General features: G+C 57.5%; 10 protein-coding genes. 5 read left to right on the top strand and 5 right to left on the bottom strand.

Features of this window, described 5'->3' with window-relative positions; genetic code table 11:
* Nucleotides 1–119: 119 nt before the first annotated feature.
* The 5 genes from ACWGS8_RS26225 to ACWGS8_RS26205 form a co-directional block, all read right to left on the bottom strand.
* Entirely contained in the window at nucleotides 120–800 is a 681-nt protein-coding gene (locus ACWGS8_RS26225) for an SLOG domain-containing protein (RefSeq protein WP_454583621.1), read from the bottom strand.
* Nucleotides 797–1996, bottom strand: a complete 1200-nt coding sequence (locus ACWGS8_RS26220) for a toll/interleukin-1 receptor domain-containing protein (RefSeq protein ID WP_454583620.1) — start codon at nucleotides 1994–1996, stop codon at nucleotides 797–799. Before ACWGS8_RS26220 ends, ACWGS8_RS26225 begins: the two co-directional genes overlap by 4 nt.
* Nucleotides 1996–2493 carry a TIR domain-containing protein gene (locus tag ACWGS8_RS26215; RefSeq protein ID WP_454583619.1) on the bottom strand — a complete coding sequence of 166 codons (498 nt, stop codon included), beginning with the start codon at nucleotides 2491–2493 and terminating at the stop codon, nucleotides 1996–1998. Before ACWGS8_RS26215 ends, ACWGS8_RS26220 begins: the two co-directional genes overlap by 1 nt.
* Before the next feature lie 65 nt (nucleotides 2494–2558).
* Nucleotides 2559–2873: a hypothetical protein gene (locus ACWGS8_RS26210; RefSeq protein WP_454583618.1), complete on the bottom strand. Its 315-nt coding sequence runs from the start codon at nucleotides 2871–2873 to the stop codon at nucleotides 2559–2561.
* 98 nt (nucleotides 2874–2971) lie between these two features.
* Nucleotides 2972–3814 (bottom strand): toll/interleukin-1 receptor domain-containing protein, encoded by an 843-nt coding sequence (locus ACWGS8_RS26205; RefSeq protein ID WP_454583617.1) that lies wholly within the window; start codon nucleotides 3812–3814, stop codon nucleotides 2972–2974.
* Here ACWGS8_RS26205 and ACWGS8_RS26200 point away from each other — a divergent pair.
* The 5 genes from ACWGS8_RS26200 (at nucleotide 3795) to ACWGS8_RS26180 (ending at nucleotide 12042) form a co-directional block, all read left to right on the top strand.
* Nucleotides 3795–4894 (top strand): IS3 family transposase gene (locus ACWGS8_RS26200; RefSeq protein WP_454583616.1). Its coding sequence is split into 2 segments (ribosomal slippage): nucleotides 3795–4047 and nucleotides 4047–4894, totalling 1101 coding nucleotides; the frame shifts between segments, so codons are not numbered across the junction. The genes ACWGS8_RS26205 and ACWGS8_RS26200 overlap by 20 nt on opposite strands.
* A 1129-nt stretch (nucleotides 4895–6023) precedes the next feature.
* Nucleotides 6024–6887: an IS110 family transposase gene (locus tag ACWGS8_RS26195; protein ID WP_454583615.1), complete on the top strand. Its 864-nt coding sequence runs from the start codon at nucleotides 6024–6026 to the stop codon at nucleotides 6885–6887.
* A 617-nt stretch (nucleotides 6888–7504) separates the two neighbouring features.
* Nucleotides 7505–8050 carry a His-Xaa-Ser repeat protein HxsA gene (gene hxsA, locus ACWGS8_RS26190; RefSeq protein WP_454583614.1) on the top strand — a complete coding sequence of 182 codons (546 nt, stop codon included), beginning with the start codon at nucleotides 7505–7507 and terminating at the stop codon, nucleotides 8048–8050.
* Between the two features lie 530 nt (nucleotides 8051–8580).
* The gene (locus tag ACWGS8_RS26185; RefSeq protein ID WP_454583613.1) at nucleotides 8581–9564 is read left to right on the top strand and encodes an AAA family ATPase; all 984 of its coding nucleotides are present in this window, start codon (nucleotides 8581–8583) and stop codon (nucleotides 9562–9564) included.
* 15 nt (nucleotides 9565–9579) lie between these two features.
* On the top strand, nucleotides 9580–12042 hold the full coding sequence (locus ACWGS8_RS26180) for a S8 family peptidase (RefSeq protein WP_454583612.1): 2463 nt from the start codon (nucleotides 9580–9582) through the stop codon (nucleotides 12040–12042).
* Nucleotide 12043 lies beyond the last annotated feature (1 nt).

Here is a 12043-nt window from a genome sequence, read left to right as displayed (position 1 = left end):
TGGCGGTGCCGCTGTTGCGACCCAAGCGGCGCGAAGTGTACGGCGAGCGATATTCTACGAGCGGGCCGGACTTTTTCTTTTCAGCACTCTGCTTCTTTGCTCACGCGTCAACCGGCTTTCTACTGACCCTCGGCAGGTGGCGCGCTGTCTTCCCGTCTCCAAAGGCGCTCAGCGAAAGTCTTAGGCTGGTCCTCTGGCCGTCGATAGCGTTCCTCTTGGACGGAAATTCCGAGGTGGCGATGGAAAAGGGCGATATAGTCAAGGCTATTTAAGAGATCGTCGGGCAGTCGGCCGAGCCGCTTTCCAACTTCCAGAGTTGCTCCGCCGGTGGAAATGACAGGTACCATCCGCGCCTTTGGGTGCATGTCCCGGATTAGCTCGAACTCGTCAACGATGCCCCTCATTCCACCTATGAAAACGGCCGCCGACAAATTGTAGTCCGAGAACATTCGTCTTCGCATGGCAAGAAGGCTTCGGTCACGGTGGTTGTCTACGATTTCCGTATATGTGACATTCTGAAATCGTTTGTTATCCTCAGGAAACTCATCCTCGAAATACCTGCTCTGATACAGCTTTACCCATGCTCCGTATTCGAGACCGAGGCTGTCCGATATCTCCCATATCATTGGGGTGATTGCGGGATGTCCGCCCCAAACGAGCAATCTCCTCCCGAGTGTAACATGGATCAGAGAAGACACCGCTGCAGTGATGGCCACGGTGTCGGCGGTCTTTGCATATTCAGGTCCGCGCCTCGGGTCGGGAATGCTTGCTGACAGGAAGATGGCGTTGTTGTCGCTCAAGGCCTTGCCTCCCAGGCCGCGAAGGTCCAACCCGCTTCGACAACTTTTATAGCGCGTACGCTACTGATATTCTCGTCTAGCCACTTCAAGTGGGCCATCCAGATGTCCCGAATACCCACATGGTCATAGACAAGGACTGGCATCCCGCCATGCTCGTATCGGCGAGCTTTGTCTGCCACATCGTTCAATAGCTCTGCGGTCGGTATCCCAACAATAGGGTAAGCCCACAGTTTGGTGTCATCGGGCAATCGCACCGCAACAGCGCGATGGGCGCCAACGCCTTCAATGCTACCGCCGATCTTGGTCACTTCAGCCCAAAGCTTGCCGGTAATGGACATGTAACGAGAAGCTATGCTCCTACTCCGCAGCGCCTCAACCGCGAGCGCAATCTGGTTAGCAACGCCTTCAATGATGGGCCCATCGCCGCCACTCAACTCCGCCCTATCCAAATAGATTGTTTCGGCGAAGTCCATTTGTTTGTCCGGCGTATGTTCCGGCCATACGACCCGGAGCACGTGTATCTCCTTCGCCCGGGCTCGTCCCAACTCCTGACGCGTCCATTTGCTTTCAAAGTATGTGGGCGTATCCAGCATGACCAACACATCTGAATCGCACAAGCGATGCCATAATACGTCCTGGAATGGTTCGCCCGGACGGATGTCGTGAGTGTCTAGGAAAACGTCAAAACCTCTTTCGCTGAGCAAATCGTGAAGTTGGACTGCCGCGCTTCGAGCTTCGATACGCCGGTAGCTCACGAAAACTCTACGTTGCCGCCGTAGCAATCCAATGCATTCAAGCAAAGCGACGGCCAACTCGTCCATATGACGATCATCGTTTCTACGGCGCAATCCATTAGCGCCCCTTAAGAATTCGGGGACGAGCGTTGCGAAATCGCCTTTCGCCGGAATGGTAGGAATGATGGGCACATTATCCGCGATTGCGCGGCGGACGACATCTTGTCCGACCAGGTCCGGATTTCCAAAGTATGCCGCTGCGCTAGCCGCGTTACGTTCCCGCTCATCAAAGCCGCTGCCCAAGCGTACGGCAACACCTCGGCCAACGCTTAAGCCGAAATCACCAATGAGTGCCGTTATGGTATCGACGAGAGATTTATATTCGCCCTCGGAAATGTCGCCCAACAAGCCTATTTCGTACAGGTTTGGGGCCGATACGGTCGTTGGCAAAGTGTCCGCCATCAGTTGTTTGCTCGAACCCGAATAGCTTCCTCAATCCACTCCTCGATATTGTCCGCGATGGACGCATAGACCGCTTTGCTGTCCGCTCCCGAGGGCGTTTTCAGCGGAGCGATTCCCGCTAACGTTTTCTGAGAACCCGCAAAGTTTACTTTCTCGAATGGACTCTCGCCGGCAAGCGACGAGTTGCCGTCCACGTCAAGCAGGCGGTTGATGCGGATGCCTAAAACGCCACGCTTGTCATTCCACGCCTTCGCTATTTCATGGATGACCCACGGGCGTTTGTAAGTTTCCGCACCAATCAAAACTATAGCGCATGTCTTTCCATGCATCTGATCGGCAATCCATTTCTCAATGGCTGCGTCACCCTTTCGCTTTACGGCCTCCCAATCGTTGGCGGAATATAGCGATTGACCTTGCAGCGCGTTGATATTTCGAACTTGTTGGGTTCTCCAAAAATCATTGTCGAAATGAAAGCTAAAGAAAACGTGGCGTGCCAAATATCCCTCCTAAAAGCAGCGCAAGAAGTCTGAAAGATAGCTCTCCCTTATGTAGATGGTCGAGCTCATTCTGTTGCGATCATTGAATTCGCTGTGGACAGATCGCGGTCATGTTGGAGAGCATACATCGATGCGACAGGCGCGATACGCGAAGGCCGTGTGCCCGTCGCATCTTGAAGAAGGCGGACCGACACCTTGTTAGAAGCAGCGGAAAGAAGACAATGCAGGTGAAGTTCGTTACTCCTTTCACAATCGCCCGCCGGCAAGTTCGTCACTCTCAGGCAATCCAATTCCAGACGTCCGTTCACCGAGCAATTGTTGGCGGCTTCGCATGCGATGGGCTTCTCGGCTAAAAAGCAGCAGCTGATCGGTGACTGCATCGTTACCTCCCCAAAGGGTATCGTTGCGCGGTTACGGAGCGCCTTAACTCCGCTGTTTCGCCGGACGCGGGAGGAAAAGGCCGCCTGTCCAAGGTGAGTCAGCCGGCCTTGCTGGCGTGGAGATGGAGAATGAAGCGGGTTAGGTCACCGAACGCTTCGCCACGCCATCCTTGATGGCCCATATCTACTGTCTGATACGGCTGAAGCTCCAATGGAAGGGATGCGTGGTTCCCTTGTATGACGATTGGTACAATCTGGCAGCCTGTCGCCATGCGTGCCAAGATTTTTTGTTTCTCCTTTCCAACCCAGTCTCGACCGTCGCGCCACTTCTCGATGTAGAGTGGAGTGCATAGGGGAACTACAACGTCGGCTCGCTCAATCTCCAGATTGATTTCGGTTGGAACGTGTCCGCCTTTAAGGCGATCCCTGTCAAACCAGACGTCAAAGCCATGCGCTCTGAGCTGGAGAACGAGTTGCTCAATCCACGGCTTATGTTCGCTTTCAGCGGCATAGGCGATAAAAACGCGAACTGGGCGGTCGGTCTCGGAGAGGTTTGCCCTTGCTATCCCAGAATTTGTCTGGCGAATACGAAGATGCGTATGGGTCGATACATGATATAAGAATGTACCTAGCAAGGCTCGAGCGGAACCCACCTGGAACCGCCGAGGCTGCCAGATTTGAATTCTGGTGTAATAATTCTGATCGGAGCTAAGCCGTTTCGGTATTTCGGGAACCTGGAAGGAAAATGAGAAGTCCTGATATGATCCAGCGACCACATTTTGAACAATCAGCGTGTGGTTTTTATTTATTCGATGTTTCGCATCGCTGTCAAATAAAACCCGATATGGTGAAATTTTGACCTGAGACCCTGAAGCTCCTCCAGTTTTTGGTAGAGTCCGTCCCGACCAAGGAGACGGACGAATGAAGCGTTCACGGTTCACGGAAGAACAGGTCATCGCGATTTTGAAGGAGCAGGAGGCGGGAATGAAGACCGCCGATGTCTGCCGCAAGCACGGGATCTCGGAAGCGACTTTCTACAAATACAAGGCCAAGTTCGGGGGTATGGATGTTTCCGACGCCCGCAAGCTGAAGGCTTTGGAGGAGGAGAACGCCAAGCTGAAGAAACTGCTGGCCGAGCAGATGCTGGACAATGCCATCCTGAAGGATGTCGCTGCAAAAAAATGGTGACGCCCGATGCCAAGCGATGCGCTGTGGCCCACGCCTGCGAGCAGCATGGGGTGAGCCAGCGTCGGGCGTGCAAGGCTCTTTTCGTCGATCGCTCGAGCGTTCGCTACATAAGCATCCGGCCGGATGATGACGTCTCTCGAGCTGCGATGAAGGCGGTGGCAGCCGAACGACGCCGCTTCGGCTACCGGCGCATCCACATCATGCTTGAACGGCAAGGGATCGTGATGAACCAGAAGAAGCTGCGGCGGCTTTACCGGGAGGAGAAGCTCCAGGTCCGCAAGCGTGGCGGCCGCAAGCGGGCCTTGGGAACGAGAAGGCCGATGATCGCGCCGGGCCGGATGAACGAGCGCTGGAGCCTGGACTTCGTTAGCGACGCCTTCACGGATGGCCGGCGGTTCCGGGTTCTGGCTGTCGTCGACGACTTCACGCGGGAATGCCTGGCTCTGGTCGCGGATACGTCGCTGTCGGGCACCCGCGTCGTCCGGGAACTGGACGCCGTCATCGCCCGCCGCGGCAGGCCTTGCACGATCGTTTCGGACAACGGCACCGAACTCACATCGATGGCCATCCTCAAATGGTGCCAGGAGAGCGGCGTCGAATGGCATTACATAGCGCCCGGCAAGCCGATGCAGAACGGATTCGTGGAGAGCTTCAACGGCCGGTTTCGCGACGAATGCTTGAACGAAACGCTGTTCTCCACCCTCACGCAAGCGCGGACAGCAATCGATCTATGGAAGGAGGACTACAACCGGAGCAGACCACATTCAGCCCTGGGCAACATCACGCCCATCGAATTCGCCATGAAAATGGCGCTGGAAAAACAGGCCGCATGAGGCCAGAAATGAAACTCCGGACTCTCCATTGAACTGGAGGGGACAAGGGTCTCAGGTCAATTTCCTTAAAATCATCTAGAGCAAAATCTGATCGGTTTGCAACGGGATCATAGATCTGGAACGTCACGTACACAGATCCTTGCCGAGAGCTCTTGTTTAGGATTCTCCCATTCGCCGAGACGAAGTCACCTACCGAAACTTCGCGCACATTGTAGTCGAAGTCGACAAGTTCGAAACGATAGCGCCAGGCAAGAAGGCTTTGGCGGCTAAGCGTTAACATTCCGATTAGGGGTAGCGGACCACGCGCCCAGCGTCTTATCGACGGAGACCCAAGTTTAAGGACTCTCGGCCTTTCTTGTGCCGACGCAATTGCCGTTTGGTGATATCTGATCTTGCTCATGACGATTTTTGCATTCTCACTCTCAACATCTGTTCCTAGTCTGGTACTGAGTAAGGCTGTCTGACCGTCAAGCTGCCTTCGTTGATATTTCGAGGCCCGCCGTGACCGGAATGGCACTGAATAGGCTTTGCAAGCATCATTGCCAATACATCTGGCTGATCCTCTGATCAAAGCCTCGATATCCGTCATCTATTACAAACAGATGTCACCAAGGGGGCCGTCTGGGGCGGGCCTTGGAGTGCGCTGGCCACCTTACACCAGCGTCGGTCTGCAGGAGCGTTTTGACTTCCTCGTGCGCGTTGAGCATTCCGAGTTCCTCCGCGATCGCAGCGCTCGGTAGGTCGCCTACCAGAAGCGCAGTCGAAGTTAAGCAGGGGCGACTGTAAGTTCGGTTTAAGCAATGCTAGTCTCTAACTGCCGAGAACGCGAAGCCGCCCAAATCCAGACTGGCCGCGATATGCCACGAATGCATTCTTGCTCTTACGATGTGCGCAGCCCTGGCATCTTGTATTGCTGTCGAGCTTAAAGCCTTGCGGAGTGGACACTAACTCAGGCATCTCGACGTTTGATGATAAGACGTACCCGTCATATTCGCCGCAGCAATCCCATACGGCGCTTCTCGCCGGGGGCCGTCGGTCCCGCGTCCCGCCTTTGGCGGCGCTATGCTGACATGGGGTAATTGCGGCGATGCTAGATTCTTCGCCGTCAGTGATTCTCATGGAGGCCAACATGGACCAATTTGTTGGGTTAGACGTCTCGCAGGAGATGACCCACCTGTGCGTTATCGGCAGCGACAGTAAGCTTGTCTGGCAAGGAAAGTGCCTATCGACGCCAGAAGACATAGCCGGAAACATCAGATCCAAAGCACCCGATGTTCTACGCATTGGGCTCGAAAGCGGTCCCCTGTCCACCTGGCACTGGCACGCGTTGAAGGCGATGGGGCTACCGGTGCTGTGTCTTGATTCCCGCCATGCGCAGGCGACCATGAGTGGCCAGATAAACAAGACCGACAAGAATGATGCATATGGATTGGCCCAGATCGTCAAGGCGGGCTGGTATCGGGAGGTCGGGGTAAAGAGTCTCGACGGCCACGCGGTCCGCTCGATGCTTGGAGCGCGAGCTCAACTTGTAGGAATGCGGGTAGAGGTCACCAACCAGATCAGGGGCATCCTCAAAACTTTTGGCGTCGTTCTGTCAAGACGAACGGGCGAGCCGTTCGAACGGCTCGTGGATGAGGCGTGCGACAATAGCGACCCCATGCTCAATCAAACCGTGCGGTCGATGCTGTGCGTCCATTCCGGCCTGAAGGAGCAGATTCGGCAGCTTGACCGCCAACTGATGAGCCGTGCTCGAGGGAGTGCTGTGTGCCGGCAGCTTATGGCCATTCCTGGCGTGGGCGTCCTCACGGCCCTTGCGTTCGTGACAGCGGTCGATGATCCGTCCAAGTTTGCGAAATCCAGAAGCGTTGGCGCGTACTTCGGCCTGACACCGCGGTGTTATCAGTCGGGTGAAATCGATCGCAACAGGGCATCTCAAAATGCGGAGACGGTCTTGTCCGTACCTATTTATTTGAGGCCGCCGGCACACTCCTGACAAGGGTCGAGAAGTGGTCGGCGCTCAAAGCCTGGGGCCTCCGGATCGCCAAGCGGAGCGGCTTGAAGAAGGCAAAGATCGCCGTGGCACGAAAGCTAGCAGTAGTCATGCACCGCATGTGGGTGGATGGCGTATCCTTCCGATGGTCGGCCGCTGGTCGGAGGCGGTCGCATGAAGATGGAGGTGAACCCGAAGAAATCCGTCGCTCGACGGTAATCTTGTCCCTTGATGCGTCCGAGTGCCAATGGGCTGCCTGAACGGGCAAGATTCATCAGCTCCAATCTGCCGTTCATCCGGACATGGGCAGTCATGCAAATGGAGAACATCGGCTTCGCCCGCATGAATTGGAGGACGCTCTTCTACGACAGTTCGGAGGGCTTCGATGTTGTCGGCCGTTCCATCGACCTTGTGAGAAGCCGCGGCATCGACGCCTGGCTCTATAATTTCCCGCTGTGCACCGTCCCGGAGCCATACCGCCATCTGGCACCGGCCACGATCTCTGACTGGAAGCGTGCCTACCGGGACGAGTGCTACGGATGCTCGTTGAGAACTCGGTGCGGGGGATTTTTCGAGTGGCATCCAGCGAACCACGGATACGGGAATTTGGGGGCTATCCAATGAAGAAGCGACTTTTTGCCATACCGTCGCTGCTGGCGGCGGGATTCTTACCAGCCAATGCACAGGCGCTGCCGGCCAAACCAACGTTGGACTGCGATCTCGGCAAGACGAAATCTCTCTTCGATATCTTCAAGCTCGATCATTTGTATACGCTGGCTGGGCATCGGAGCCACAGCAGCCATAGTTCTCACTCGAGCCATAGGTCAGCGACAGGCGGCTATTCCTATATCCCACCAGCACCGAGCGAACCCGCTCCACTGTATAGCGCGCCCTCCACGTCCGCGCCGACCTACCAGGCGCCCGCTGTGGCGCCGGCTCCGGCACCGCTGAAGACACTTCCAGGCAACGCCTACAAATTTAGGGAGATCGTCCAGGAGGTTCAGTTTGCCTTGCTCGCGTTCGGTTATTACAGCGGCGATATAGACGGCGAGATGAATCCTGAGCTGAGAGCCGGGCTACTGCGCATGCAGGCTGACTACTCTCTGAAGGTAACCGGGACGATCACTCCCGAGACGCTAACGGCGCTGAGGATTGAAGCCAGATAGGGGCTCCTATCGCGTAGGGGCAAAGCACGACTGTGCAGGAGCGTTGCTTGGTGCCTCGGCCGCCCGGCCGAAGCATCGCCCATTCGGCCTTGCCGTATGCTACCCCGACTTGAGTCGAGTAGGAGTAGAGGGTATCGGACACTCAAAAGTGGCCGATCTTGTCGCTAACAGACTGCAGTAAAAGCAAATCTGACGCTTCCCCTAATTTCGCAAATGTCAGCTTTTTGGCGCAACTATCTGGACGGCCGACAAATAGGATGAGCGAGATTGCATACGGTTTTAATGCTGACAGAGGGGTTGTGCTATGTTCTCTTTGTGTTCTTATGTCGCGGCTTGGCGCTGATGAGTCGCCGTTCGGCTGGAGTTGACGCAATGAAGCACGTCGAAGGCCGTTAACTTCCGACGATTACAATGCGCTGCCCATGGAACGTTGTGGATCGAACAGAGCCTGGAGATTTTCTTCGATACAGGTCTGAATGACGACGTTAATGTTGAAGATGCCGACCGCGGGGTCGCGCCGAAGGGAGAATATGACCACTGCTCGCCACATCGTTGCGCTGCTGCGGAGCCATATCGACGGAGATGAAGAACGCTTCCTCTCGGTGGCGACGCAGCTTGCTGCCCATGAGGCGCGGCAGGGGCACGGGAAGCTCGCGCAAGAACTTCGTGAGCTGATCGACGCGGCAAAGGGTAAGGGCGCCAACGTTGCGCGTCGGGGTGCTGGTCCTGTTCCACTCGCGCAGCCCAAGGGCGAACTCAGTAGCCTGCTGGCAGCGCGGTATTCGGATATTCGCCTCTCCAGCATGGTGCTTGGACCAGACCTTCGAGAACGCCTTGCACGAGTCACAACGGAGCAGCGCCAGCAAGAGCGTTTGCGGGCGCGGGGCCTCGCGCCGCGTCGAAAGCTGCTCCTTGTAGGCCCGCCTGGTTCGGGAAAGACCATGACGGCCAGTGCTCTCGCAGGGGAGCTGAAGCTGCCGCTTTTTACGGTCCTGTACGACGGTCTCATCGGCAAGTTGATGGGCGAGACTGCGACGCGGCTACGTCTCGTGTTCGATGCAATCGCGGTCCTGCGAGGCGTGTACTTCTTCGACGAGTTTGATGCGATCGGATCGCAGCGCTCTGGGCCGAATGACGTCGGCGAGATTCGTCGTGTTCTGAACTCGTTTCTGCAGTTCCTCGAAAATGATGACGGTCCGGGCTTGATCATTGCCGCAACCAACCACCCCGAGCTGCTCGACAAGGCGGTGTTCCGGCGTTTCGACGACGTGATCGCGTACGATTTTCCGAGCCCCGACATTGCGCGGGGAATTCTTGAGTCTCATCTGACCGGATTTGAGCTCAGGGATTTAGAGTGGGCGCCGATTTCGGATGCGGCATCCGGATTGAGTCAGGCCGAAGTGTCACGCGCTGCCGATGAGGCGGCGAAGGTCGCGGTGCTCGCTGAATCGAATGAGATCAACACATCGACGCTGCTCTCGAGTCTGGCGGAGCGCAGAGCCGCCACAAGTTGAGGTAGTTTCCGCGAAATGGCCCGAGCACCACGCAATAGGCCGCACTTTCATGTCGAGGGCGGCGGCCAGGCAGAACCCTACACGTCACCGCGACTGGTCATTACCGGACTGCCGCCTGCGCGCGTGAGAGCAACGCACGCGCAGAAGCTGGAAAGGGCGATCGGAGCCGCCGTCGGTGACGCCCGCCGCAAGCTTGCAGCGCGTGATGAGGCGATCGCCGAGGGAGAAAAGGGTTTCTACCTGGAATTCGAGATTCCGGCGGCAGAACGAGCGGCCGTTGAAGGGCTTGAGAACCGGCCCGCTGCGATCGAGTTGGTGGCTGTCCGACCGGTTGCCGATGGCGATGAGACGGTTTCGGCGACCGTGTTCGTGCCGGAGCGCTCTGCTGAGTTTTTCTCGCGCAAGATCACGGCGTACCGCGATGAGAACACCAAGACGGGCAAGCCCAAGAACGAAGCGCTCGTCGCCCGCATAGTGGACATCCGGCTTGCGGTGGTCCGTTCGCTTTTTACTGATGACGTCGCGTTGTTTCCTCAAGCCGGTCGCCAAGCCTGGTGGGAGGTGTGGGTTCGCGACGGTCGTCTCGAGACGCTTCGGCGTGTAGCCCAGCGGCTCGACATCGCTTTGAAGGCTCACGCGATCAGCTTCCCGGAGCGCGATGTCGTCCTGGCGCTCGCGACCGAGGAAATGATGGCACGTCTGGTGGAGAATTCAGACGCCGTCGCGGAGCTTCGCTTGGCGATGGATACGCCCACGCTGTTCCTGGAAATGCGACCTGTCGAGCAGGCGGATTGGGCAGGCGAACTCGTCGACCGCGTCGACGGTCCCGATGCGCTGGCGCCGGCCGTTTGTCTTCTCGACAGTGGCGCAACCCGGGCTCATCCATTGATCGAGCCCGGCTTGGACGCTGCCGATCAACACGCGTATGAGGACGCGTGGGGCGTGGGTGATAGCGCATTCTGGAATGGGCACGGCACGGCGATGGCTGGCGTCGCGCTATACGGCGATTTGGAGGCAGCGCTTAGCCGCGGCGATGAGATCGATCTGCGGCATCGGCTCGAAACTGTGAAGATCCTGCCGCCTGTGGGTCAGAATGATCCCGAGCTTTACGGCGCAATCACTGGAGTTGGTATCGGAAAAGCTGAGGCGAGGGCTCCGCGGCGGCGGCGTGTCTTTTGTCTTGCCGTAACGAGCGAAGTGGGCCTTGGGCGCGGTCGGCCGTCGTCGTGGTCGTCGGCCATCGATCAGCTCTGCTACGGCGGTGGTGATCGCCGACGGCTGATGGTGCTTGCAACTGGAAATCTACGCGGGGACATCGTTCCCGAGGCCTATCTTGATCGGAACGATCTGGAAGAGGTCGAGAGCCCTGCGCAAGCTTGGAACCCGTTGGTCGTGGGGGCCTACACCGACAAGATCGCGATAACGCATCCCGACTATAGCGGGTGGGAGGCGGTCGCTCCCGCGGGAGACTTATCGCCGGCCAGCCGCACGTCGGGTATTTGGGAGCGGCAGTGGCCGATCAGGCCAGACGTTGTCTTCGAGGGCGGCAACTTTGCCCATGATGGCGCAAATCCGGCGTCGGCGATCGATGACCTTCAACTGATCACCACGCATTATCGGCCGCAGATGCGTCTGTTCGAGACGTTCGGGGATACGAGCGCTGCGGCGGCGCTCGGCTCTAATCTTGCGGCTGGCGTGCTGGGCGCTCGCCCCGAACTTTGGCCAGAGACGGTGCGCGGGCTCCTCGTTCATTCCGCTGAATGGACGCCAGCAATGCGCGCGCGCTTCGACGCCGCCGCATCTCAAATTCAGAAGATGGCGATGCTGCGCCGCTATGGTTGGGGCGTACCTGATCTCGGTCGCGCATTGTGGAGCGCGACGGACGACGCGACCTTGATGGTCGAGGACGCGTTGCTGCCATTCCGGCGCGACGGCTCCGTCGTCAAAACGCGCAACATGAATTTGCATCAGTTGCCATGGCCTCGCGACGAGTTGCTGGCGCTGGGCGATCAAGACGTCGAGTTGAGGCTGACCCTGTCTTATTTTGTCGAGCCCAATCCTGGCGAAAGAGGTTGGACACGCAGGCATCGATACGCTTCGCACTCGCTGCGATTTGCTGTCAAACGTTCGCTGGAAAGCCTCCAGCAGTTCCGGCAGCGGATCAACAAGGCAGCAGAGGCAGAGGAAGCTGGGCAGGCTGGTGTCGCCGCAGGGGGCGATGATTGGGTTCTCGGGCCGATCCGAGACCGCGGTTCGATTCACTCAGACGTCTGGCGCGGAAGTGCTGCCGAGCTCGCTGATCGCGATGCGATCGGTGTTTTCCCCGTGAGCGGATGGTGGAAGGAAAAGCCGGCGTTGCAACGGTGGGATCGGTCCGCGCGATATTCGCTTTTGGTTTCGGTTCGTGCTCCCGGTGCGAACATCGATATCTACACACCGATCGCCAATCAGCTCGCCATCCCGATTCCCGCCGGATAGC

This window comes from Mesorhizobium sp. 43Arga (assembly GCF_053714255.1).
The sequence above is the reverse complement of the archived record's forward strand: the minus strand, read 5'-3'. Positions and strand labels throughout refer to the sequence as shown.